Genomic DNA, 23974 nt, shown 5'->3' with positions numbered 1-23974 from the left:
GCTGTGCACTATCCAGTAAGATTCGCCGTCTATTTTTCGCTGGGCGGCCTCTGAGGCTTTAGAGAATGAAAACTTTTACTGCTAAACCGGAAACAGTAAAGCGCGAGTGGTTCGTAGTCGACGCCGCTGGCCAGACCCTGGGTCGTCTGGCTACCGAAATCGCTAGCCGTCTGCGTGGCAAACACAAACCAGAATACACCCCTCACGTTGACACCGGCGACTACATCGTCGTCATCAACGCCGAGCAAATCCGTGTAACTGGCGCCAAGTCTTCCGACAAGATGTACTACTCCCACTCCGGCTTCCCAGGCGGTATCAAGGAAATCAACTTCGAGAAGTTGATCGCCAAGGCCCCTGAGCGTGTTATCGAAACCGCGGTCAAAGGCATGCTGCCGAAGAACCCGCTGGGTCGCGACATGTACCGTAAGCTGAAAGTGTACGCGGGTGCAGCTCACCCACACACTGCTCAGCAGCCTCAAGAACTGAAGATCTAACGGGATAGTTCATTATGTCGGCGACTCAAAATTACGGCACTGGCCGTCGCAAGACCGCAACCGCTCGCGTTTTCCTGCGTCCGGGTACTGGTAACATTTCCATCAACAACCGTTCTCTGGACGTGTTCTTCGGCCGCGAAACCGCTCGCATGGTTGTTCGCCAGCCGCTGGAACTGACCGAGACCGTTGAGAAGTTCGACATCTACGTCACCGTTGCTGGTGGTGGTGTCAGCGGTCAAGCCGGTGCGATCCGTCACGGTATCACCCGCGCTCTGATGGAATACGACGAAACCCTGCGTGGCGCTCTGCGTCGTGCTGGCTACGTCACCCGCGACGCTCGTGAAGTTGAGCGTAAGAAAGTGGGTCTGCGTAAAGCGCGTAAGCGTCCTCAGTACTCCAAGCGTTAATTTCGCTTCGGCAGTCGAAAAAGCCCGGTTCCTTTGGAGCCGGGCTTTTTTTATGTCTTGAACTAACCTGTCAGCATGTCCGTGACGGCTTACCGCATAGACGCAGATCAAGCAAAGCGAGGGTTGTAGCCCGCAATCGGGTAATCACCTTGTCAGTGTGTGGATTTGTTTCTTACCATGGCGGCCAATTTTTAGTGCCACAGACATTACCTAAGTACAGGCCTGATCCAACAGGCCAAGCAAGCTGATGGGAGAGGACTGAATGAGCAATGACGGCGTCAACGCAGGCCGGCGCCGCTTCCTCGTAGCCGCGACCTCTGTGGTCGGGGCGGCGGGGGCAGTGGGGGCTGCGGTACCGTTCGTGGGGTCATGGTTTCCCAGTGCCAAGGCGAAAGCCGCGGGTGCACCGGTGAAGGTGAATATCGCCAAGGTCGAGGCCGGGCAGCAGATGGTGGCCGAGTGGCGTGGCCAGCCTGTATTCATCGTACGGCGAACGGAGGAGATCCTCGGGAACCTCAAGAAAATTACCGCAGACCTGTCCGACCCCGAGTCGAAGGCCTCGGTGCAACCCACCTACGTCGACCCACAAGTGCGCTCGATCAAGCCGGAAATACTCATTCTCGTAGGTCTGTGCACCCACCTGGGTTGCTCGCCGACGTTCCGCCCTGAAGTGGCGCCCGCCGACCTGGGGCCAAAGTGGGTAGGGGGCTATTTCTGCCCGTGCCACGGTTCCCACTACGACCTGGCTGGCCGTGTCTACAAGTCGCAGCCGGCGCCTCTCAACCTGCCAGTGCCACCGCACTCGTATGAGTCGGACGACATCATTGTCATCGGCGTCGATCAGGAGAACGCATGATGAGCAAGTTCATGGACTGGATTGATGCGCGCTTCCCTGCCACCAAGATGTGGGAAGACCACCTGAGCAAGTATTACGCGCCCAAGAACTTCAACTTCCTGTATTTCTTCGGCTCCCTGGCGTTGCTGGTGCTGGTCAACCAGATCGTCACCGGTGTGTGGCTGACCATGAGCTTCACGCCCTCGGCGGAAGAGGCCTTCGCCTCGGTCGAGTACATCATGCGTGACGTGGAATACGGCTGGATCCTGCGCTACCTGCACTCCACCGGCGCGTCGGCGTTCTTCATCGTGGTCTACCTGCACATGTTCCGCGGGCTGCTCTACGGCTCCTACCAGAAGCCACGTGAGCTGGTCTGGCTGTTCGGCATGCTGATCTACCTGGCGCTGATGGCAGAGGCCTTCATGGGCTACCTGCTGCCTTGGGGGCAGATGTCGTACTGGGGTGCCCAGGTGATCATCTCGCTGTTCGGTGCGATTCCGGTGATCGGCGACGACCTCACCCAGTGGATTCGTGGTGACTACCTGATTTCCGGTATTACCCTGAACCGCTTCTTCGCCCTGCATGTGGTAGCCCTGCCGATCGTTATCCTGGGCCTGGTGGTGCTGCACATCCTGGCCTTGCATGAAGTGGGTTCGAACAACCCCGATGGCGTCGACATCAAGAAGAAAAAGGACGAAAACGGTATCCCGCTGGACGGCATTCCGTTCCACCCTTACTACACCGTCAAGGACATTGTCGGCGTGGTCGTGTTCCTCTTCGTGTTCTGCGCCGTGGTGTTCTTCTTCCCGGAGATGGGCGGTTACTTCCTGGAGAAACCGAACTTCGAGCAGGCGAACGCCTTCAAGACGCCTGAGCACATTGCGCCGGTGTGGTACTTCACGCCGTTCTACGCGATCTTGCGTGCGGTGCCTGACAAGCTCATGGGTGTGATCGCCATGGGTGCCGCCATCGCCGTGCTGTTCGTGTTGCCTTGGCTCGACCGCAGCCCGGTGCGCTCCATGCGTTACAAAGGCTGGATCAGCAAGCTCTTCCTGCTGGTGTTCTGCGTGGCCTTCGTCATCCTCGGCATATTGGGCGTGCTGGCACCGACACCAGGGCGCACCTTGCTGTCGCAGGTGTGCACGGTGTTGTACTTCGCCTACTTCCTGCTGATGCCGTTCTACACAAGGCTCGAGAAGACCAAACCGGTTCCGGAAAGGGTGACTGGCTGATGAAAAAGTTGATTGCAGTATTTTTGCTGGCAGTGATGCCTGCCTTTTCCTTCGCTGCGGAGCACGGCCTGGAGCTGGACAAGGTCGACATCGACCTGACCGACAAAGCGGCCATGCAGGATGGTGCGCGTACCTTTGCCAACTATTGCATGGGTTGCCACAGCGCCAAGTTCCAGCGCTACGAGCGGGTGGCCGATGACCTGGGCATCCCCCACGAGCTGATGCTTGAAAAGCTGGTGTTCACCGGTGCCAAGATTGGTGACCACATGAACATCGGCATGAAGCCAAGCGATGCCAAGACCTGGTTCGGCGCCGCGCCACCCGACCTGACCCTGGTCGCCCGGGTGCGGGGTACCGATTGGCTGTACACCTACCTGCGCAGCTTCTATGAGGACAAGTCGCGTCCTTATGGGGTGAACAACAAGGTGTTCCCTAACGTTGGCATGCCCAACGTCCTGGTTGGCCTGCAGGGCAACCAGGTGGTTGGCTGCAAGCAGGTGCAGAGCGTGGTCGATGGCAAGAAGCAGTTTGACCCGCTGACGGGCAGCCCATTGACCCATGAAGCGTGCGACCAGCTGACCATCACGCCGAATTCCGGTACCCTGACGACCGAGCAGTTCGACGAGAAGGTCAAGAACCTGGTGACCTTCCTGGCCTATTCGGCCAACCCGGTCAAACTGGAAAGCCAGCGCATTGGTACCTATGTGTTGCTGTACCTGGCTTTCTTCTTCGTATTCGCCTATTTGCTCAAGCGTGAATACTGGAAGGACGTGCACTGATCACGCAGTAATTTCTGGTAGTTGAACGCGCCCGGGGGGCCCTAGCAGATTTGCCAGGGTACCCCGGGCGCGTTTTCATTTAGAGTTTTACGAGCATCTCGTGCGAGGAGGCGCTACATGGGCGCAACCAACAGGTTAGCCTGCTATTCCGATCCCGCTGATCACTATTCTCATCGGGTACGCCTCGTTCTTGCCGAAAAAGGCATCAGCGTGCAGATCGTCGACGTCGATCCTGGCCGTTTGCCGCCCAAGCTGGTTGAGGTGAACCCCTATGGGAGCGTGCCGACCTTGGTCGACCGCGACCTGGCGTTGTATGAGTCGACCGTGGTGATGGAATACCTCGAAGAGCGTTACCCGCATCCACCCTTGATGCCGGTGTACCCCGTGGCGCGTGGCAACAGCCGCCTGCTCATACACCGCATCCAGCGCGACTGGTGTGCCCTGGCCGACACCGTGCTCGACGTGCGCAGCACTGACGCTGCCCGGGCCGAGGCGCGCAAGGCATTGCGTGAGAGCTTGACTGGTGTCTCGCCGCTGTTCGGTGAGTTCGCCTGCTTCATGAGTGATGAGCAAAGCCTGGTCGATTGTTGTCTATTGCCCATACTCTGGCGTTTGCCGGTCATGGGTATCGAATTGCCGCGGCAAGCCAAGCCGCTGCTGGATTACATGGAGCGACAGTTCGCCCGCGAGCCTTTCATGGCGAGCCTGTCCTCCGTAGAACGTGAAATGCGCAAGCTTTAAGGAGCTGTTGATGAACTCCAGTCGCCCCTATCTGGTTCGAGCACTGTACGAGTGGATCGTCGACAACGATTGCACGCCCCATATGCTGGTCAATGCCGAATTCCCGGCAGTCCAGGTGCCGCAAGGTTTTGCCAGTGATGGTCAGATTGTCCTGAATATCTCGCCGAGCGCCGTGCGCAGCCTGCACATGGATAACGATGCGGTGAGCTTCGAGGGCCGCTTCGGCGGCGTCGCCCACACGTTGTTCGTGCCGATTGGTGCGATCCTCGGTATCTACGCCCGTGAGAACGGGCAGGGCATGGTCTTCGAGCTGGAGCCGTCGTTGCTGGAAGGCGATGAGCTGGAAGACGACGACGTCGAGCCGGATGATGACGGCCCACCTGAAGGGGGGGGCAGCCGCCGCGTCCGACGGGCCGGCCGAGCCTCAAAGTGGTTAAGTAACAAAAAAGGCGATCCAACCGGATCGCCTTTTTATTTGCAGCTGCGATTACAGGTCGCTGATGGTGCGCACCTGGTCTTTGTTGATGCGGGTGCGTTTGCCGTCGAGTTGCTGGAACTCGTAGAAGCCGGTGGCCTTCTCGTAGCGCGGCGCGTCGACGGCCTGGAACTCGCGGCCGTCGTTCAGGGTGATCAGGCTAGGGGTGGAGCAGCCGGCCAGGGTGGCGAAGGTGCCAATCAGCAGGGCAGGCAGCAGGAGCTTCTTCATGCGGTGTTTCCTGAATTTCTGAAGGGTAAAGCTTTGTGGTGGCCTGTATGCGCCTCATCGCCGGCAAGCCGGCTCCCACAGGTAAACCACGAACCCTGCGAGAGCCGGCTTGCCGGCGATGAGATCGGAACAGGCCAATGAATCAGTCGATGTACTCGAACAGCTTGACGATCTTCTGCACGCCCGACACGCTCTGGACTACGCCGGTGGCGGCGTTGGCCTCTTGCTGGGTCACCAGGCCGAGCAGGTAGACAATACCGTTTTCGGTAATCACCTTGATGCGCGAGCTTGGCACGGCGTTGTCGGTCAGCATTTGGGTCTTGATTTTGGTGGTCAGCCAAGCGTCGTTGTTGCGCGCGAGGATGGAGGACGGCTGCATCACCTGCAGTTCGTTGTGTACCTTCTTCACGCGCTGAACTTGGCCTGCAGTCTGCTCGGCCAAGCTCTTGAGGTCGGCGCGCGGGGTTTGGCCGGCGAGCAGGACAATGCCGTTGTAGCTGCTGACAACGATGTGCGAGCCCTTGTCCAGGTCTGGGCTGGCCTTGGAAATATTCACCGCAGCCTTGGTTTCGATCAGCGAGTCATCGATCTTGCTGCCGATGGTACGCGTGCCGCGATCGTCCTCGATTGGCGAATTGCGGGTGGAGGTCAGCACCGAGCTGCAGCCGGTGACGCTCAGGCACAGGGTCAGGGCCATCAGGCCGAGGCGCATAGGGGTCATTCTTCACTCCCGAACAGTTGGCTGTCGATCAGGTCGCACAGGCAGTGGATCGCCAGCAGGTGGACTTCCTGGATACGCGCGGTGACTGTCGAGGGCACGCGGATTTCCACGTCCTCGGGCAGCAGCAGCGAAGCCATGCCGCCACCGTCACGTCCAGTCAATGCTACGACAATCATTTCGCGATCATGTGCGGCCTGGATCGCTTGAATCACGTTGGCCGAGTTGCCGCTGGTGGAAATCGCCAGCAACACATCGCCGGGCTGGCCCAGGGCGCGAATCTGTTTGGAAAAGACTTCGTTGTAGCTGTAGTCATTGGCAATCGAGGTCAGCGTCGAGCTGTCGGTTGTCAATGCGATGGCCGGCAGGCTCGGGCGCTCGCGCTCGAAGCGGTTGAGCAGCTCTGACGAGAAGTGCTGGGCATCGCCGGCCGAGCCGCCGTTGCCGCAGGCGAGCATCTTGCCCTCGTTGAGAAGCGCATTGACCATGACCAGGCTGGCCTGCTCGATGTGCGGTGCCAGGATGTCCATTGCCTGTTGCTTGGTATCGATGCTGGCCTGGAACAGCCGGCGAATTCGGGATTGCATGTCCATCTGGTGACCTTAAGTGGGGCGGTGGCCTTTGCTGCGCGCATCAACGACCAGCCCGCGAAACATAGAGCAAAAAATACGAAGTGGGTTCAGCATTCGAAGGCGTTTTTCAGCCATTGAAGCGGTCTGCCTGCGTGGTGGCTGCCCTGCAGGGCGACAACGTCGAAGCGGCAGGGGTGTGTGGCCCAGCGGCATTCCTTCTGCAGGAAAAGGCTGGCAGCCAACACCAGCCGTTTCTGCTTGCGCCCGTCGATACTGCCGAGGGCGCCACCGAAGCTCGCGTGCAGCCGGTAGCGGACTTCGACGAATACTACTGTATCGGCGTCGAGCATGACCAGATCAAGCTCACCGCCTTTGCATCGCCAATTGCGTGTCAGCAGCTGCAAACCTTGCCCTTGGAGGTACTCAAGGGCTTGGTTTTCGGCTGCATGGCCGGCCTGGGTAGGCGATGCGTCGGGCATCAGCGGGCGGTGTCTGGCAGGCGCTTGACCTGACCACCAGCGAACTCGGCCCACGGCAGTTGACGTTCGATGCGCTGGTTGGCGTTCATGCTCAGGCTGCCGGACAGGCCCTGGATGCGGTTATCCGGCAGGGCTTTCAGCTGGCCCAGGCGGGGTGCCAGGCTGTAGGCATCCACACCCATGGCGTACAGGCGGCCGAGGCTGCCGGCTGCTTGTGGCCATTGCTGGACCACTTGCTGGCGCAGGCTGTTGCTGGTGTCGAGCAGCCACGGTGTTTCGCAGAAACGAATGCCGTTCATGTCGTTGTACTGGTTGACGTCACCGCTGGCGCTGTACAGGTTCGAGGTGGCGTAGACCGGCACGTCGCCCGCGTACTGGAAGTTCAGGGTCGGCTTGATCTGCTGGGCCTGCTGCGGCGTCGAGGCAAGGAAGATGAAGTCGATGTCCTGGCGGCGCGATGGCTGCGCGGCGATGTTGCCGCCTACCGTGCTTTGCAGGCTCTTGGCGCGGCCTTCGCTTTGGCGCAGTTGGAACAGGTCGGCAATTTGCTGAGCCAGGGCGACCGGCTGGGCGATGCGCTCGGCGGCGAGCAGGGTGCCGCCGTTGCTTTCCCAGTCTTTGCGGAAAGCGGCGAGCACGCGGTCGCCCCATTCACCGCTTGGCACCAAGGCAACGGCACGTACCTTGCCGTCGGCGCGGGCGCGGCGCGAGACTTCGCGGGCTTCGTCTTCAGCGGCGAGGCCGAACTGGAAGAGTTGCGGCGGGGCTGTCTGCCCGGCGTCTGCATAGTTCAGTGCCAGTGTGGTGATTGGCAACTGCTGATTAGCAGCGAGCTTCTTCACCAGGGGTTTTTCCAGCGGGCCGACTACAAGTTGCACACCAGCGGCCTGGGCCTGGCGGTAGAAGTCGTCCAGCGAGGTGATGCGCGAGCTGTCGAATACCTGCACGGCTGGCGCCGGTTGGCCCGACTGCTGGGCCTGGAAGTGAGCGGCCATGAAACCATCGCGCAGCGCGCGGGCGACACCCGCCAAAGGCCCTTCCTGGGGCAGCAGCAGGGCGATCTTGGTCAATGGCTGGCTGGCCAGCTCCTTGAGCTTGACCAGCGCCACCGGCAGTTGCTGGGCGGCTGGGTGGTCCGGGTGCTGTTTGCGCCAGGCATCGATGGCGGCTTGCTGTTGCTCCAGGGTGCCGGCGGTTTTCACCGCCAGGGCCAGGCTGGTCCAGCCGGCCAGGACCGGGTCGGTGGCGGGCTGCTGCAACTGCTCTGCAGGCAATGCGGCGACCAGTGCCCAAATGGCGTCATTGTTGGCGCTGGCGGCCTGGCCGCTGAGCAGCGGGGCGAGCAGGATGCGCTGTTGTGCCGCTGCCAGCGACTGGTCATCGGCTTCAAGGGCGGCCGCGTGGACGCTGTAGGTGCGTGCTTGCTGTTCTACCGGCAGTTCGCCAACGCGCTGCAAGCTGGGGTGCGACAGCGCGCTCAGCGCCGCTTTGGGCTGGTTGCGGCTCATCGCCAGCTCGGCGCCAAGGGTGCTGGCGAACACTTGCTGGGCGGGCTTGAGCGTGTCCATCGGGACCTGCTCGAGAATGCGTGCGGCGCGCGGGTAGTCCTTCTGCTTGTACGCAAGGTCTGCGGCGCTCAGGCGCAGCAGGGCGGCGTCTTCCGCGGACTTGCTGGAGGCGGCCTTTTCGAGCAGTTGCTCGATACTGGCGTCCGGAGTGCGCGGCAGCTCGCCCAGGCTGGATGAGGGCGAGCTGGCGCAGGCTGCCAGCAGGGTAGCGAGGCAGAGGGCTGAGAGCAGCCGCAGGCAAGCGATCATGTAAAGGTCCTGTTACTCGATCAAGTTGGCCGGCAATTGTACCCAAGCACTGGCCGGGGCGCGATGTTGCTGATGCTGATCCTTCACTATAGGCGGCTGGCCGGTGAACGCCTGCGAAGTTCTTTGCGCCCTGTTGCGGGCGCTCGGGCTACAATGGCGCCTTTGATCCGAAAGACAGGTGTGCGCAGTGACTGATGTGGCAGGGGCTTCGAAATCCACCGTGGGTACGCTGTATGTGGTCGCAACGCCCATCGGCAACCTCGACGACATGAGCGCCAGGGCGCTGAAGGTGCTGGCGGATGTCGCCCTGATCGCGGCCGAGGACACGCGCCACTCGATCCGCCTGCTGCAGCATTTCGGTATCGACACACCGCTGGCGGCCTGCCATGAGCACAATGAGCGTGACGAAGGTGGGCGTTTTCTGACCAAGCTGTTGGCCGGCGACAACGTGGCGCTGGTGTCCGACGCCGGTACGCCGTTGATTTCCGACCCTGGCTACCACTTGGTGCGCCAGGCGCGGGCGGCGGGTGTGAATGTGGTGCCGGTGCCCGGCGCGTGCGCGCTGATCGCCGCGCTTTCTGCCGCGGGCCTGCCCTCCGACCGTTTCATCTTCGAAGGTTTTTTGCCGGCGAAGACGGCGGGGCGTCGAGCACGCCTGGAGCAGGTGAAGGAAGAGCCGCGTACGTTGATCTTCTATGAGGCCCCTCACCGCATCCTCGAGTGCCTCGAAGACATGGAGGCAGTGTTCGGTGCTGAGCGCCCGGCCCTGTTGGCCCGCGAGCTGACCAAAACCTTCGAAACTCTCAAAGGGCTGCCCTTGGCCGAACTGCGTGCTTTCGTCGCGGCCGATAGCAATCAGCAGCGCGGTGAGTGCGTTGTATTGGTGGGGGGTTGGAGTGCGCCTGAGGGCGAGCAGGCCATCAGTATCGAGGCGCAGCGTGTGCTGGACTTGCTGTTAGCGGAGTTGCCGCTCAAACGGGCGGCGGCACTTGCGGCGGAAATTACCGGTGTGCGCAAGAACCTGTTGTATCAACTTGCCTTGGAAAAGCAGAAAGCACAGTAGTGGCAATTTGATATAGTTTACGGTATCGCTTGTTCTTGAGCGCGGCTGCCGTTAACCTTGTCAGCGGAGAGTCGATTGGACAGTCGCTGCCTGCTTTTGTTCCGCAGCTTTTGTTGCGAAACGGCAGGGGGAGGAAAGTCCGGGCTCCATAGGGCAGAGTGCCAGGTAATGCCTGGGAGGCGTGAGCCTACGGAAAGTGCCACAGAAAATAACCGCCTAAGCACTTCGGTGCCGGTAAGGGTGAAAAGGTGCGGTAAGAGCGCACCGCGCGACTGGCAACAGTTCGTGGCTAGGTAAACCCCACTCGGAGCAAGACCAAATAGGGTTCCATTAGGCGTGGCCCGCGTCGGAACCGGGTAGGTTGCTAGAGGCGTCCAGTGATGGCCGTCGTAGAGGAATGACTGTCCTCGACAAAACCCGGCTTACAGATCGACTCTCCACCTCTCCCTCCCTGCTTGAATCGATAGCAGGCGCGCTCTGGTAATACCGAAAAAATCTTACTCTTAATAAATCACTTTAACTTCGAACTCCATACGCTTGCGTGGGTTTGATTTTTCTCGTGTTTTTTTTCCGCCTGAACTCTTTCCACATTCCTTTATCGCGCTAAATCTCGGTCCTGTAAGGCTTTTCCTTATGAACGTGCCTTGACGGTGCAGCGGGCGGATTCCTATAGTGTGCGCAAGTGGCAGAAAGTGGGATGAAGTGGGTTTTCTGGCACAAAAAAGCTACCATTGTGGGGAATCGCAGCCGTGTTCCGCGGAGCCAACGCCGTCAGCCTCGATGCCAAAGGCCGTCTCGCCATGCCGAGCCGGTACCGCGACGAGCTCGATTCGCGTTGCAATGGTCAGCTGATCGTGACCATCGATGCTGTAGACCCCTGCTTGTGTGTCTACCCCCTTGATGAGTGGGAACAGATAGAAGCCAAGTTGCGTGCCTTGCCGTCGTTGCGTGAGGAAAACCGCCGCCTGCAGCGTTTGCTGATCGGTAATGCGGTTGACCTGGAGCTCGATGGCAGTGGGCGTTTCCTGGTACCGCCCCGCCTGCGTGAGTACGCCAAGCTAGACAAGAAGGCGATGCTGGTGGGGCAACTGAACAAATTCCAGCTGTGGGATGAGGATGCCTGGAACGCGGTTTCGGCAGCCGACCTTGCAGCTATTCAACAACCGGGCGCCATGCCCGACGAATTGCGTGACCTGATCCTGTGACCATAGATAGCGGCTTCAACCACATTACCGTCCTGCTCGACGAAGCTGTCGAGGCATTGGCCCTGCGCGCCGACGGTTGCTATCTGGACGGCACCTTTGGCCGTGGCGGACACAGCCGTCTGATCCTCAGCAAGCTCGGGCCGCAAGGGCGGCTGCTGGGCTTCGACAAAGATCCACAGGCGATTGCCACAGGGCAAGCGCTGGCGGCCGAAGACGGCCGCTTTGTCATTGTGCAGCGCAGCTTTGCCGAGTTGGGCGCGGAAGTGGCCGAGCGCGGCCTGGCTGGCAAGGTCAGCGGTATCCTGCTCGACCTTGGCGTTTCCTCGCCGCAGCTAGATGACCCTGAACGCGGCTTCAGTTTCCTCAATGATGGCCCGCTGGACATGCGCATGAACCCTGACCAGGGCATCAGCGCTGCCGAGTTCATCGCTACCGCACCCGTGGAAGAAATTGCCCGCGTATTCAAAGAGTACGGTGAGGAGCGTTTCGCCGGGCGCATGGCGCGCGCGGTCGTGGAACGCCGCGAAAAGCAGCCCTTCACCCGTACTGCCGACCTGGCCGAAGTGCTCAAGGTCGCCAACCCTGCGTGGGAAAAGGGCAAGAACCCGGCCACCCGCGCCTTCCAAGGCCTGCGCATCCACGTCAACAACGAGTTGGGTGACCTTGAGGCTGGGCTTGAGGCCGCGCTCGATGCGCTGGAAATCGGTGGTCGCCTCGCGGTCATCAGCTTCCACTCGCTCGAAGACCGCATCGTCAAATTGTTCATGCGCAAGCTGGTCAAGGGCGAGGCAGACAACCTGCCGCGCAACCTGCCGGTACAGCACAAGGTCTTCGAACCGAAAATCAAGCTCATCGGCAAGGCACAGTTCGCGTCCGAGGCTGAGCTCAAGGCCAACCCGCGGTCGCGCAGCGCCGTGATGCGGGTGGCGGAGAAGCTGCGGTGAGCAGGCTGTTTGCCAAGCCATTGCCAGGCGGAAGCTTCCTGATGCTTCTGCTGTTCGTCGGTGTCCTGGTTTCGGCCATCGCCGTGTCCTACAGCGCCCACTGGAACCGTCAGTTGCTCAATACCCTGTACGGCGAATTGAACGAGCGTGACAAGGCCCAGGCTGAATGGGGGCGCTTGATCCTTGAGCAAAGCACCTGGACCGCCCACAGCCGTATCGAGAGCCTCGCTTCCGAGCAATTGAAAATGCGCGTCCCTGCGGCTGACGAAGTGCGGATGGTGGCGCCATGATGAAGCTCGAAGGCGCACTCTACCCCTGGCGCTTCCGGGTAGTGATCGGTTTGCTGGCACTGATGGTGGGTGCCATCTGCTGGCGCATCATCGACCTGCAGGTCGTCGACCGTGACTTCCTCAAGGGCCAGGGTGATGCCCGCAGCCTGCGGCATATTCCGATTCCTGCGCACCGTGGCCTGATCACCGACCGCAACGGCGAGCCGCTGGCGGTCAGTACGCCGGTCACCACTCTGTGGGCCAACCCTAAGGAAATGCAGGCCGCCAAGGACCGTTGGCCGCAGCTGGCGGCTGCATTGGGGCAAAACGCCCAGCAGTTGACCGAGCGCCTGACCCAGCAGGCCAACAAGGAATTCATCTACCTGGTCCGCGGGCTGACCCCGGAGCAGGGCCAGCAGGTGCTCGACCTGAAAGTGCCGGGCGTGTATGGCCTGGAAGAGTTCCGCCGCTTCTACCCGGCCGGTGATGTCACCGCGCACATGGTCGGCTTTACCGACCTCGATGACCACGGGCGTGAAGGGGTAGAGCTGGCCTACGACGAATGGCTGGCCGGCGTGCCGGGCAAGCGACAGGTGATCAAGGACCGGCGTGGCCGGCTGATCAAGGACATTCAGGTCACCAAAAACGCCAAGGCCGGTAAGACCTTGGCGTTGTCGATAGACCTGCGCCTGCAATACCTGGCCACCCGCGAACTGCGCAACGCCATTGCCGAACAGGAAGCCAAGGCCGGCAGCCTGGTGATCATGGACGTCAAGACCGGTGAAGTCCTGGCCATGGTCAACCAGCCGACCTACAACCCAAACAACCGCCGCAGCATGTTCCCTGCTGCGATGCGTAACCGGGCGATCATCGACGTGTTCGAGCCAGGTTCGACCGTCAAGCCGATCTCCATGAGTGCGGCGCTGCAGAGCGGGCGCTGGAAAACCACCGACAAGGTCGAGGTTTACCCGGGCAGCCTGCAGATCGGCCGCTACACCATCAAGGACGTTTCCCGCAGCGAGGGCCCGATCCTCGACCTGACCGGCATCCTGATCAACTCCTCTAACGTCGGCATGAGCAAGATCGCTTTCGACATCGGTGGCGAGGCCATCTACCGGGTCATGTCCCAGGTTGGCCTGGGGCAATACACCGGCCTGGGCTTCCCGGGCGAGCGGGTGGGCAACCTGCCTAACCACCGTGAGTGGCGCAAGGCCGAGACCGCGACCCTGTCCTATGGCTATGGCGTATCGGTGACTGCTCTGCAGCTGGTGCATGCCTACGCGGCGCTGGCCAACGACGGCAAGATGGTGCCGCTGTCGATCCTCAAGGTGGACAAGGCGCCCGAGGCTGTTCAGGCGATTCCGAAAGAAACCGCCGAAACCGTTCAAGGCATGCTGCAGCAGGTGATCGAGGCGCCGCGCGGGGTATTCCGTGCGCAGGTGCCGTTCTATCACGTGGGTGGCAAGTCCGGTACGGCGCGTAAAGCGACCGTCGGTTCCAAGGGCTACACCGAAAACGCCTACCGCTCGCTGTTCGCAGGCTTCGGCCCGATGAGCGATCCGCGTTACGCCATCGTCGTGGTCATCGATGAACCAAGCAAGGGCGGCTACTTCGGTGGTCTGGTTTCGGCGCCTGTGTTCAGCAAGGTCATGTCGGGCACCCTGCGTTTGATGAACGTGCCGCCAGACAACCTGCCGCCGCCACCCACCGCACAACCACAAGTCACTGCAGCTGCCGCCAAGGGAGGGCGTGGATGATGACAATGCCATTGAGCAAGCTTTTCGCCCACGCCAGCCGCGATCCGCTGATCCGCGAGCTGACCCTGGACAGCCGCGCCGTGCGTCCGGGTGACCTGTTCCTGGCCGTGCCGGGTGCCAAGGTCGATGGCCGCGACCATATCGCCGACGCCTTGGCCCGTGGCGCTGCCGCCGTTGCCTATGAAGAGCAGGGCGCTACCGTGCTGCCGATCACCGACGTGCCGCTGATTCCGGTCAAGGGCCTGATCGCCCAGCTGTCGGATATCGCCGGTCGCTTCTATGGCGAACCGAGCCGCCAGTTGAACCTGGTTGGCGTTACCGGCACCAACGGCAAGACCAGTGTCACGCAACTGGTGGCCCAAGCGCTTGACGTGCTGGGCCAGCGTTGCGGCCTGATCGGCACCCTGGGTACCGGCTTCTACGGTGAGCTGCAGAGCGGCCGCCTGACCACGCCGGACCCGATCGCGGTGCAGTCGACGCTCTACGACCTGAAAAAGGGCGGTGCCAAGGCAGTAGCGATGGAGGTGTCCTCGCATGCCCTGGAGCAGGGGCGTGTCGCCGCATTGGCGTTCGACATCGCGGTCATGACCAACCTGTCCCGTGATCACCTGGACTACCACGGCAGCATGCAGGCCTATGAGGCGGCCAAGGCCAAGCTGTTCGCCTGGCCGAACCTGCGTTGCCAGGTGGTCAATCTGGATGACGACTTTGGCCGCCGGCTGGCGCTGGCGTATGCCCGCCGTCCGAATGCCGATCATATCGAGACCCGGCTGCTCAGCTACAGCCTGGAAAACCCGGAAGCGTCGTTGTATTGCCGTGAAGCCACCTTCGATGACGATGGCGTGCGCGCAATCCTCGTGACCGCCCAGGGTGAGCGTACCTTGCGCAGCCAACTGCTTGGCCGCTTCAACCTGAGCAACATGCTCGCGGCCGTGGCCACGCTGCTGGCCCTGGATTATTCGCTGGACGAAATTCTCAAGGTCACCCCGCAGTTGCAAGGGCCGGTTGGCCGCATGCAGCGCTTGGGTGGCGGCGACAAACCGCTGGTGGTGGTCGATTACGCCCACACCCCGGATGCCCTGGAAAAAGTACTCGAGGCTCTGCGCCCACATGCGCACGGCAAGCTGCTGTGCCTGTTCGGCTGCGGTGGCGACCGTGACCGTGGCAAGCGCCCGCTGATGGCCGGCGTGGCCGAGCGCCTGGCCGACCGCGTGCTGGTTACCGATGACAACCCGCGCAGTGAAGACCCACTGCGGATCTTCGACGATATCCGCCCTGGTTTTGCCAAGCCAGACAGCGTCGAGTTCGTCGCTGGCCGCGGCGAAGCCATCGCCCACCTGATCGCCACTGCCGCAGCCGATGACGTTATCGTCCTGGCCGGCAAGGGGCACGAGGATTACCAGGAGATTCGCGGCGAGCGCCACGATTTCTCCGATCTGGTCGAAGCCGAGAAGGCACTTGCAGCCTGGGAGGCTCCACATGCTTAAAGCCATGACACTCAGCCAGCTGACCACAGCACTGAGTGCTCGCCTGGTCAGCGCCGACGCCAGCTTTAACGGCGTCAGCATCGACAGCCGCAGCGTCACTGCCGGGCAGTTGTTCGTCGCGCTGACGGGGCCACGCTTCGATGGCCATGATTACCTGGCCGATGTAAAAGCCAAGGGCGCCGTTGCCGCGCTGGTCGAGCGCGAAGTTGCCGATGTAGACCTGCCGCAGTTGCTGGTCGCCGACTGCCGTCTGGCCCTGGGCCAGCTCGGGGCGCTGAACCGCGCTGCGTTCGACAAGCCTGTCGTAGCCATCACCGGCTCCAGCGGCAAGACCACGGTCAAGGAAATGCTGGCCAGCATCCTGCGCACCCGTGGCCTGGTGCATGCCACCCGCGGCAACCTAAACAACGACCTCGGTGCCCCGTTGACCCTGCTGGAAATTGCCCCGGAGCACAGCGCGGCGGTGATCGAGCTCGGTGCTTCGCGCATCGGTGAAATCCGCTACACCGTCGGCCTGACCCAGCCCCAGGTGGTCATCATCAATAACGCCGGCACCGCCCACGTGGGTGAGTTCGGCGGCCCTGAGAAAATTGTCGAAGCCAAGGGCGAGATCCTCGAAGGCCTGGGCGAGGGCGGCACGGCCATCCTCAACCTGGACGACAAGGCCTTTGGCATCTGGAAGGCACGTGCCGGGGCGCACACGGTCATCAGCTTCGCCCGCAATGACGCTAGCGCCGATTTCCATGCCACTGACATTGGTCGTGATGCGCGTGGTTGCCCGTCGTTCAAGCTGCATGGCGCCGGTGAAACCGTAGACGTGCAACTCAACGTGCTGGGCGAGCACAACGTCAGCAATGCGCTGGCTGCCGCCGCCGCTGCCCATGCCGTCGGTCTGAGCCTGAGCGGCATCGCCGCTGGGCTGAACGCCGTGCAACCGGTCAAGGGCCGCACCGTGGCGCAGATCGCGCCAAATGGTGTGCGCGTGATCGACGACAGTTACAACGCAAATCCCACCTCCATGTGCGCGGCCATTGATATACTCGCCGGCTTTTCCGGCCGCACCGTCCTGGTGCTCGGGGATATCGGCGAATTGGGCCAATGGGCGGAAGAAGGCCACCGTCAGGTGGGTGACTACGCGCGTGGCAAGGTCGACGCCCTGTACGCAGTGGGTACCAACATGACACATGCGGTCAAGGCGTTCGGCGCCAATGGCCGTCATTTCGCTACTCAAGCTGAGCTGATCGACGCGGTTAGCGCCGAAAATGCCAGCGACACCACAATCTTGATCAAGGGCTCGCGTAGCGCTGCGATGGAAAACGTCGTGGCGGCTTTGTGTGGTTCAAGCGGGGAGAAACATTAATGCTGCTGCTGTTGGCTGAGTATCTGCAACAGTTCCATAAAGGCTTCGCGGTCTTCCAGTACCTGTCCCTGCGCGGGATCCTGGGTGTACTGACCGCGTTGTCACTGGCGCTGTGGCTGGGCCCTTGGATGATCCGTACCCTGCAGATCCGCCAGATCGGTCAGGCTGTCCGTAACGACGGCCCGCAATCGCACTTGTCCAAATCCGGCACCCCCACCATGGGCGGCGCGCTGATCCTGTCTGCTATCGCCGTCAGCACCCTGCTGTGGGCTGATCTGTCCAACCGCTACGTGTGGGTCGTGCTGATCGTCACCCTGGCGTTTGGCGCCATCGGCTGGGTCGATGACTACCGCAAGGTGATCGAAAAGAACTCCCGTGGCTTGCCAAGCCGCTGGAAGTACTTCTGGCAGTCGGTGTTTGGCCTGGCTGCTGCGGTCTTCCTTTACAAGACCGCCCCGACTAGCGTTGAAACCACACTGATCCTGCCGTTTATCAAGGATGTCACCATCCCGCTGGGCGTTGGCTTCATCGTTCTGACCTACTTCGTCATCGTCGGCTCCAGCAACGCGGTCAACCTCACCGATGGCCTCGACGGCCTGGCCATCATGCCAACGGTCATGGTGGGCGGTGCATTGGGCATCTTCTGCTACCTGTCGGGTAACGTGAAATTCGCTGAGTACCTGCTGATCCCGTATGTGCCGGGTTCGGGGGAACTGATCGTGTTCTGCGGCGCATTGATCGGCGCTGGCCTGGGCTTCCTGTGGTTCAACACTTACCCGGCGCAAGTCTTCATGGGTGACGTTGGCGCGCTGGCGCTTGGCGCCGCGCTGGGCACCATCGCGGTGATCGTTCGCCAGGAAATCGTCCTGTTCATCATGGGCGGCATCTTCGTGGTGGAGACCCTGTCGGTGGTGATCCAGGTCGCCTCCTTCAAGTTGACCGGCAAGCGCGTGTTCCGCATGGCGCCGATCCACCACCACTTTGAACTCAAGGGCTGGCCTGAGCCACGGGTGATCGTCCGTTTCTGGATCATCACCGTGATTCTGGTGCTGGTCGGCCTTGCAACCCTGAAACTGAGGTAGATGAGCGTGTCACTGATCGCTTCCGACCAATTCCGCATCGTTGTCGGCCTCGGCAAGAGCGGCATGTCCCTGGTTCGCTTCCTGGCGAGCCGGGGCATTGCCTTTGCGGTCGCCGACACCCGCGAGCAACCGCCGGAACTGGACACCCTGCGCCGTGATTACCCGCAGGTGGAAGTGCGCTGTGGCGAGCTGGACGTGGACTTCCTGTGCCGCGCCAACGAACTGTACGTGAGCCCGGGCCTGGCCTTGTCAACCCCGGCGCTGCAACAGGCTGCGGCACGGGGTGTGGCCCTGTCGGGCGACATCGAGCTGTTCGCCCGCCATGCCAAAGCGCCAATCATCGCCATCAGCGGTTCCAACGCAAAAAGCACAGTGACCACCCTGGTTGGCGAAATGGCCGCCAAGGCGGGCAAGCGCGTGGCCGTGGGCGGTAACCTCGGCACGCCAGCCCTGGACCTGCTGAGCGATGAGGTGGAGCTGTATGTGCTGGAGCTGTCCAGCTTCCAGCTGGAAACCACAGACCAGCTTAACGCCGAAGTCGCCACCGTGCTGAACATCAGCGAAGACCACATGGACCGCTACAGCGGCCTGCCGGCTTATCACCTGGCCAAGCACCGCATCTTCCGGGGCGCTCATCAGGTGGTGGTAAACCGCCAGGACGCGCTGAGCCGGCCATTGCCGGTCGAAGGCCGGCCGTGCTGGAGCTTTGGCCTGAACCAACCGGACTTCAAGGCCTTCGGCCTGCGTGAGGTCGACGGCGAGAAATACCTGGCTTTCGAATTCCAGAACCTGATGCCCGTGCGCGACCTGAAAATTCGCGGTTCGCACAACCACAGCAACGCCCTCGCAGCCCTGGCCCTCGGCCATGCCGCAGGCTTGCCGTTTGCACCGATGCTCGACGCCCTGCGCGAGTTTGGCGGCCTGGCCCATCGTTGCCAGTGGGTGCGCGAGCGCAATGGTGTCAATTGGTACGACGACTCCAAGGCCACCAACGTCGGTGCTGCGCTGGCGGCCATCGAAGGCCTGGGCGCGGATATCGCCGGCAAGCTGGTGTTGATCGCCGGCGGTGACGGCAAAGGTGCTGACTTTGCCGCGCTGCGTGAGCCAGTGGCGCGCTTCTGCCGTGCGGTGGTGCTGTTGGGCCGTGATGCCGAGCGCCTCGCCGAAGCGTTGGGCGAAGGTGTACCGCACGTGCGGGTCAAGACCCTGGAAGACGCCGTCGAGCAGTGCGCCGCCCTGGCTCAGCCGGGTGATGCCGTGCTGTTGTCGCCGGCCTGCGCCAGCCTCGACATGTTCAAGAACTTTGAAGAACGCGGGCGCTTGTTCGCCCAAGCGGCGGGAGGGCTGGCATGATCTTCGGCATCTTCAAGCCGTACCCGTCGCCGCTGATCAGCGGCCGTGGCATCGACCTCGACTTTGCCATGCTTGCCGGCTGCCTGGCATTGCTGGGCCTGGGCCTGGTGATGATCACCTCGGCGTCCTCGGAAGTGGCCGCGGTGCAGTCGGGCAACCCGCTTTACCACATGTTCCGTCACCTGGTGTACGTGGTCATCGGCCTGGTCGCCTGCGGCGCCACCATGCTGGTGCCAATCGCCACCTGGCAGCGCATGGGCTTCATGATGCTGCTGGGCGCCTTCGGCCTGCTGGTGCTGGTGCTGGTGCCGGGTATCGGCCGGGAAGTGAACGGTTCCATGCGCTGGATCGGCTTCAGCTTCTTCAACGTGCAGCCGTCGGAGATCGCCAAAGTCTTCGTGGTCATCTACCTGGCCGGCTATCTGGTACGCCGGCAGACCGAGGTGCGCGAGAGCTGGATGGGCTTCTTCAAGCCGTTCATCGTGCTGCTGCCGATGGCTGGCCTGCTGCTGATGGAGCCGGACTTCGGTGCCACCGTGGTGATGATGGGCGCTGCGGCGGCCATGTTGTTCCTCGGCGGGGTGGGGTTGTTCCGCTTCAGTTTGATGGTGGTGCTGGCGGTGGTCGCTGTGTTTGTCCTGGTGCAGGCCCAGCCGTACCGGATGGCACGTTTGATCACCTTTACCGACCCCTGGTCCGACCAGTTCGGCTCGGGCTACCAGTTGACCCAGGCCTTGATCGCTTTCGGCCGCGGTGAGTGGCTGGGCGTGGGCCTGGGCAACAGCGTACAGAAGCAGTTCTACCTGCCCGAGGCCCACACCGACTTCGTGTTCTCGGTGCTGGCTGAAGAGCTTGGCGTGGTCGGCTCGCTGGTCACCATCGCGCTGTTCGTTTTCGTCACCGTGCGCGCCTTGTACATCGGCCTGTGGGCCGAAAAGGCCAAGCAGTTCTTCGCCGCCTACATGGCATTCGGCCTGGCCTTCCTGTGGATCGGCCAGTTCCTGATCAATATCGGCGTGAACGTCGGCCTGCTGCCGACCAAGGGCCTGACCTTGCCGTTCCTCAGTTACGGCGGCAGTTCGCTGGTGATCTGTTGCGCCTGCGTGGGCTTGCTGCTGCGTATCGAGTGGGAGAGCCGCACGCACCTGGGCAGCGAGGAACACGAATTCAATGAAAGCGATTTTGCCGAGGAGACCAGTCATGGCCGCTGACGGCAAGAACGTACTGATCATGGCAGGCGGTACCGGGGGCCACGTGTTCCCGGCCCTGGCCTGCGCCCGGGAATTCCAGGCACGGGGTTACAGCGTGCACTGGCTGGGCACGCCGAAAGGCATCGAGAACGAACTGGTGCCCCAGGCCGGTCTGCCGTTGCACCTCATCCAGGTCAGCGGCCTGCGCGGCAAGGGCAAGCTGTCGCTGCTCAAGGCGCCGTTCACCCTGGTCAAGGCGGTGCTGCAGGCACGGCGCATCATTCGTCAGCTCAAGCCTGTGTGCGTGCTGGGCTTCGGTGGCTACGTGACCGGGCCGGGCGGTGTGGCCGCGCGGCTGTGCGGTGTGCCGCTGGTCATTCACGAACAGAATGCGCGCGCGGGTACCGCCAATCGGTTGCTGGTGCCACTCTCGGCACGCGTCTGCGAAGCTTTCCCGAACACCTTCGCGGCCAGCGAAAAACGTCGCACCACCGGCAACCCGGTGCGCCCGGAGCTGTTCATGGACGCGCAACGCGCACCCTTGGCCGAACGCCGTGCACGCCTGCTTGTGCTCGGGGGCAGCCTGGGTGCGGAACCATTGAACAAATTGTTGCCTAAGGCCCTGTCTGAAGTGCCTGAAACACTGCGGCCAGAGGTGTTCCACCAGGCTGGCAAGCAACATGCGCCGATCACCGCCGAGCGTTATCACGAGGCGGGCGTCGAGGCTCAGGTAGAGCCTTTCATCAAGGACATGGCCCAAGCCTATGGCTGGGCCGACATCGTGGTGTGCCGGGCCGGTGCCCTGACCGTCAGCGAACTCGCGGCGGCGGGCCTGCCTTCGATGCTGGTGCCGTTGCCCCATGCGATCGACGATCACCAGACCCACAACGCCCACTATCTGGCTCGGGAAGGCGCTGCCTTCCTGATGCCACAAGCGACAACTGGCGCAGCGCAGCTCGCTGAACGCCTGAACGAGGTGCTGATGCAACCCGAGAAACTCAACACCATGGCTGGCACCGCACGGCGCCTGGCCAAACCTGCCGCAACCAGCACCGTGGTCGATATCTGCCTGGAGGTGGCCCATGGTTGAAAGCCAGAAAGCCATGCCGCAGCCAAAAATGGGCCGCATCCGTCGCATCCACTTCGTCGGTATCGGCGGCGTAGGCATGTGCGGCATCGCCGAAGTGCTGCTGAACCTGGGCTATGAAGTGTCCGGTTCCGACCTCAAGGCCTCGCCGGTTACCGAGCGGCTGGAGTCGTTCGGCGCAGAGATCTTCGTTGGCCACCGTGCCGAAAACGCTGCCAACGCCGACGTACTGGTCGTATCCAGCGCCATCAACCCGGCCAACCCGGAAGTCGCCACTGCCCTGGAACGTCGTATTCCCGTGGTGCCGCGTGCCGAGATGCTCGCCGAGCTGATGCGCTACCGCCATGGCGTGGCCGTTGCCGGCACGCACGGCAAGACCACCACCACCAGCCTGCTGGCCTCGGTGTTCGCCGCTGGCGGCCTGGACCCGACGTTCGTCATCGGCGGGCGCCTGACCGCAGCGGGCACCAATGCCCAGCTCGGCACCAGCCGCTACCTGATCGCCGAAGCAGACGAGAGCGACGCCAGCTTCCTGCACCTGCAACCGATGGTCGCCGTGGTCACCAACATCGACGCCGACCACATGGCCACCTATGAGGGTGACTTCAACAAACTGAAGAAAACCTTCGTCGAGTTCCTGCACAACCTGCCGTTCTATGGGTTGGCAGTGATGTGTCTGGACGACCCTGTGGTGCGCGAGATCCTGCCGCAGGTCAAACGCCCGACGGTCACCTACGGCTTCAGCGAAGAGGCCGACATCCGCGCCATCAATGTGCGCCAGCAGGGCATGCAGACGCACTTCACCGTGCTGCGCCGCGACTGCGAGCCGCTGGAGGTGTCGGTGAACATGCCCGGCAACCACAACGTGCTCAACGCCCTGGCAACCATTGCCATCGCCTCTGACGAAGGCATCAGCGACGAGGCCATCGTCCAGGGGCTGTCCGGCTTCCAGGGTGTTGGCCGACGCTTCCAGGTCTACGGCGAGCTGCCGGTCGACGGCGGCAGCGTGATGCTGGTCGACGACTACGGCCACCACCCGACTGAAGTCGCTGCGGTGATCAAGGCCGTGCGCGGGGGCTGGCCAAGCCGCCGCCTGGTGATTGTCTACCAGCCGCACCGTTACAGCCGCACCCGCGACCTGTACGACGACTTCGTACAAGTGCTGGGCGACGCCAACGTGCTGCTGCTGATGGAAGTCTACCCGGCCGGTGAAGAGCCGATTCCGGGTGCGGACAGCCGTCAGCTGTGCCACAGCATCCGCCAGCGCGGCAAGCTTGACCCGATCTACATCGAACGTGGCGCCGAGCTTGCGCCCCTGGTCCAGCCGCTGCTGCGTGCCGGCGACATCCTGCTGTGCCAGGGTGCCGGTGATGTCGGTGGCCTGGCCCCGCAATTGATGAAAAGCCCGCTGTTCGCTGGCGCCAAGCAGGAGAAGTCGAAATGACCAGCGCCTACGACAAGCTGCACTCGACCCTGGACGTCAAGGCGTTCGGCCGCGTCGCCGTGCTGTACGGCGGCAAGAGTGCCGAGCGTGAAGTCTCGCTCAAGTCCGGCGCCGCCGTGATCGACGCCTTGACCCGCGCCGGTGTCGACGTGGTTGCCATCGATGTGGGCGACGACCTGCTCGACCGCCTGCAACGCGAGAAGATCGACCGCGCCTTCATCATCCTCCACGGCCGTGGCGGTGAAGACGGCAGCATGCAAGGCCTGCTCGAGTGCCTGGGCATCCCTTACACCGGCAGCGGCATCCTCGCGTCGGCCCTGGCCATGGACAAACTGCGCACCAAGCAGGTGTGGCAGAGCCTGGGCATTCCGACCCCGCGCCACGCGGTATTGGCCAGCGAAAGCGATTGTTTGAAGGCCAGTACGGAACTGGGCTTCCCGCTTATCGTCAAACCCGCCCATGAAGGCTCTAGCATCGGCATGGCCAAGGTGAACAGCGAGCAGGAACTGGTCGCCGCCTGGCAGGACGCCGCCAAATACGATTCCCAGGTACTGGTGGAGCAGTGGATCCACGGGCCGGAGTTCACCATCGCGGTACTGCGCGGCCAGGTGCTGCCGCCGATCGCCCTGGGTACGCCGCACGTGTTCTACGACTACGACGCCAAGTACATCGCCAACGATACCCAGTACCGCATCCCGTGCGGCCTGGACAGCGTCAAGGAACAGGAACTCATCGACCTGACCGCGCGCGCCTGCGATGCCATCGGCATCGAAGGCTGGGGGCGGTTGGATGTGATGCAGGACGAGCAGGGCCGGTTCTGGCTGCTCGAAGTCAACACCGCACCCGGCATGACTGATCATAGCCTGGTGCCCATGGCGGCCCGCGCGGCCGGCTTGGACTTCCAGCAATTGGTGCTGGCAATCCTGGCCGCCAGCGTCGAGACGCGAGGTTAA

At 62.3% G+C, this 23974-nt stretch carries 24 protein-coding genes, 1 other RNA gene and 1 pseudogene; 21 read left to right on the top strand and 5 right to left on the bottom strand.

What is annotated here, in order from left to right:
- Positions 1-65 precede the first annotated feature (65 nt).
- The 7 genes and pseudogenes from rplM (at position 66) to HU750_RS06540 (ending at position 4929) form a co-directional block, all read left to right on the top strand.
- Complete coding sequence (rplM, locus tag HU750_RS06570) at positions 66-494, top strand: 50S ribosomal protein L13 (protein ID WP_008097538.1); 429 nt, start codon at positions 66-68, stop codon at positions 492-494.
- A 14-nt stretch (positions 495-508) separates the two neighbouring features.
- Entirely contained in the window at positions 509-901 is a 393-nt protein-coding gene (rpsI, locus tag HU750_RS06565) for a 30S ribosomal protein S9 (RefSeq protein WP_009404633.1), read from the top strand.
- Between the two features lie 262 nt (positions 902-1163).
- Entirely contained in the window at positions 1164-1757 is a 594-nt protein-coding gene (gene petA, locus HU750_RS06560) for a ubiquinol-cytochrome c reductase iron-sulfur subunit (protein ID WP_027593998.1), read from the top strand.
- Positions 1757-2968 (top strand): cytochrome b, encoded by a 1212-nt coding sequence (locus HU750_RS06555; protein ID WP_027593999.1) that lies wholly within the window; start codon positions 1757-1759, stop codon positions 2966-2968. Before petA ends, HU750_RS06555 begins: the two co-directional genes overlap by 1 nt.
- On the top strand, positions 2968-3747 hold the full coding sequence (locus HU750_RS06550; RefSeq protein ID WP_027594000.1) for a cytochrome c1: 780 nt from the start codon (positions 2968-2970) through the stop codon (positions 3745-3747). Before HU750_RS06555 ends, HU750_RS06550 begins: the two co-directional genes overlap by 1 nt.
- 117 nt (positions 3748-3864) lie before the next feature.
- Positions 3865-4488 (top strand): glutathione S-transferase N-terminal domain-containing protein, encoded by a 624-nt coding sequence (locus HU750_RS06545; RefSeq protein WP_186677749.1) that lies wholly within the window; start codon positions 3865-3867, stop codon positions 4486-4488.
- Between the two features lie 10 nt (positions 4489-4498).
- Positions 4499-4929 (top strand): annotated as a pseudogene (locus HU750_RS06540) (ClpXP protease specificity-enhancing factor).
- Positions 4930-4975: 46 nt separating this feature from the next.
- On the opposite strand, the gene HU750_RS06535 reads toward HU750_RS06540, so the two are convergent.
- The 5 genes from HU750_RS06535 to HU750_RS06515 form a co-directional block, all read right to left on the bottom strand.
- Positions 4976-5194: a YgdI/YgdR family lipoprotein gene (locus HU750_RS06535; protein ID WP_099430372.1), complete on the bottom strand. Its 219-nt coding sequence runs from the start codon at positions 5192-5194 to the stop codon at positions 4976-4978.
- A gap of 142 nt (positions 5195-5336) precedes the next feature.
- A complete protein-coding gene (locus HU750_RS06530; protein WP_027594004.1) occupies positions 5337-5915 on the bottom strand; it encodes a BON domain-containing protein in 579 nt (192 codons plus the stop codon).
- Positions 5912-6505, bottom strand: a complete 594-nt coding sequence (locus HU750_RS06525; protein WP_012274070.1) for a phosphoheptose isomerase — start codon at positions 6503-6505, stop codon at positions 5912-5914. The genes HU750_RS06530 and HU750_RS06525 overlap by 4 nt, the downstream gene beginning before the upstream one ends.
- An 86-nt stretch (positions 6506-6591) precedes the next feature.
- Positions 6592-6963: a YraN family protein gene (locus HU750_RS06520; protein ID WP_027594005.1), complete on the bottom strand. Its 372-nt coding sequence runs from the start codon at positions 6961-6963 to the stop codon at positions 6592-6594.
- Entirely contained in the window at positions 6963-8780 is a 1818-nt protein-coding gene (locus tag HU750_RS06515) for a penicillin-binding protein activator (protein ID WP_186677746.1), read from the bottom strand. Before HU750_RS06515 ends, HU750_RS06520 begins: the two co-directional genes overlap by 1 nt.
- 187 nt (positions 8781-8967) lie before the next feature.
- Here HU750_RS06515 and rsmI point away from each other — a divergent pair, with 187 nt between their 5' ends.
- The 14 genes from rsmI to HU750_RS06445 all read left to right on the top strand — a co-directional run bounded on the left by rsmI (position 8968) and on the right by HU750_RS06445 (position 23974).
- Positions 8968-9843, top strand: a complete 876-nt coding sequence (gene rsmI, locus HU750_RS06510) for a 16S rRNA (cytidine(1402)-2'-O)-methyltransferase (protein WP_186677744.1) — start codon at positions 8968-8970, stop codon at positions 9841-9843.
- A 67-nt stretch (positions 9844-9910) separates the two neighbouring features.
- An RNA gene (rnpB, locus tag HU750_RS06505) (RNase P RNA component class A) lies at positions 9911-10284 on the top strand.
- Between the two features lie 308 nt (positions 10285-10592).
- Entirely contained in the window at positions 10593-11048 is a 456-nt protein-coding gene (gene mraZ / locus HU750_RS06500) for a division/cell wall cluster transcriptional repressor MraZ (RefSeq protein WP_004575120.1), read from the top strand.
- A complete protein-coding gene (gene rsmH / locus HU750_RS06495) occupies positions 11045-11992 on the top strand; it encodes a 16S rRNA (cytosine(1402)-N(4))-methyltransferase RsmH (RefSeq protein ID WP_027594008.1) in 948 nt (315 codons plus the stop codon). Before mraZ ends, rsmH begins: the two co-directional genes overlap by 4 nt.
- Positions 11989-12282, top strand: coding sequence for a cell division protein FtsL (gene ftsL / locus HU750_RS06490; RefSeq protein WP_099430370.1), 294 nt, complete (start codon positions 11989-11991; stop codon positions 12280-12282). Before rsmH ends, ftsL begins: the two co-directional genes overlap by 4 nt.
- Entirely contained in the window at positions 12282-14018 is a 1737-nt protein-coding gene (locus HU750_RS06485; RefSeq protein ID WP_172960429.1) for a peptidoglycan D,D-transpeptidase FtsI family protein, read from the top strand. Before ftsL ends, HU750_RS06485 begins: the two co-directional genes overlap by 1 nt.
- Positions 14015-15505 carry a UDP-N-acetylmuramoyl-L-alanyl-D-glutamate--2,6-diaminopimelate ligase gene (locus tag HU750_RS06480; RefSeq protein ID WP_186677739.1) on the top strand — a complete coding sequence of 497 codons (1491 nt, stop codon included), beginning with the start codon at positions 14015-14017 and terminating at the stop codon, positions 15503-15505. Before HU750_RS06485 ends, HU750_RS06480 begins: the two co-directional genes overlap by 4 nt.
- Positions 15498-16865: a UDP-N-acetylmuramoyl-tripeptide--D-alanyl-D-alanine ligase gene (locus HU750_RS06475; protein WP_186677737.1), complete on the top strand. Its 1368-nt coding sequence runs from the start codon at positions 15498-15500 to the stop codon at positions 16863-16865. The genes HU750_RS06480 and HU750_RS06475 overlap by 8 nt, the downstream gene beginning before the upstream one ends.
- Positions 16865-17947, top strand: coding sequence for a phospho-N-acetylmuramoyl-pentapeptide-transferase (gene mraY, locus HU750_RS06470; RefSeq protein ID WP_027594013.1), 1083 nt, complete (start codon positions 16865-16867; stop codon positions 17945-17947). The genes HU750_RS06475 and mraY overlap by 1 nt, the downstream gene beginning before the upstream one ends.
- 6 nt (positions 17948-17953) lie before the next feature.
- Positions 17954-19300 carry a UDP-N-acetylmuramoyl-L-alanine--D-glutamate ligase gene (gene murD, locus HU750_RS06465; protein WP_186677733.1) on the top strand — a complete coding sequence of 449 codons (1347 nt, stop codon included), beginning with the start codon at positions 17954-17956 and terminating at the stop codon, positions 19298-19300.
- Positions 19297-20511, top strand: coding sequence for a putative lipid II flippase FtsW (ftsW, locus tag HU750_RS06460; protein WP_027594015.1), 1215 nt, complete (start codon positions 19297-19299; stop codon positions 20509-20511). The genes murD and ftsW overlap by 4 nt, the downstream gene beginning before the upstream one ends.
- On the top strand, positions 20501-21580 hold the full coding sequence (gene murG / locus HU750_RS06455) for an undecaprenyldiphospho-muramoylpentapeptide beta-N-acetylglucosaminyltransferase (RefSeq protein ID WP_186677731.1): 1080 nt from the start codon (positions 20501-20503) through the stop codon (positions 21578-21580). Before ftsW ends, murG begins: the two co-directional genes overlap by 11 nt.
- Complete coding sequence (murC, locus tag HU750_RS06450; protein ID WP_027594017.1) at positions 21573-23021, top strand: UDP-N-acetylmuramate--L-alanine ligase; 1449 nt, start codon at positions 21573-21575, stop codon at positions 23019-23021. Before murG ends, murC begins: the two co-directional genes overlap by 8 nt.
- On the top strand, positions 23018-23974 hold the full coding sequence (locus HU750_RS06445; RefSeq protein WP_099455237.1) for a D-alanine--D-alanine ligase: 957 nt from the start codon (positions 23018-23020) through the stop codon (positions 23972-23974). Before murC ends, HU750_RS06445 begins: the two co-directional genes overlap by 4 nt.

The organism is Pseudomonas sp. SWRI50 (assembly GCF_014269095.1).
GTDB lineage: Bacteria > Pseudomonadota > Gammaproteobacteria > Pseudomonadales > Pseudomonadaceae > Aquipseudomonas > Aquipseudomonas kermanshahensis.
The sequence above is the reverse complement of the archived record's forward strand: the minus strand, read 5'-3'. Positions and strand labels throughout refer to the sequence as shown.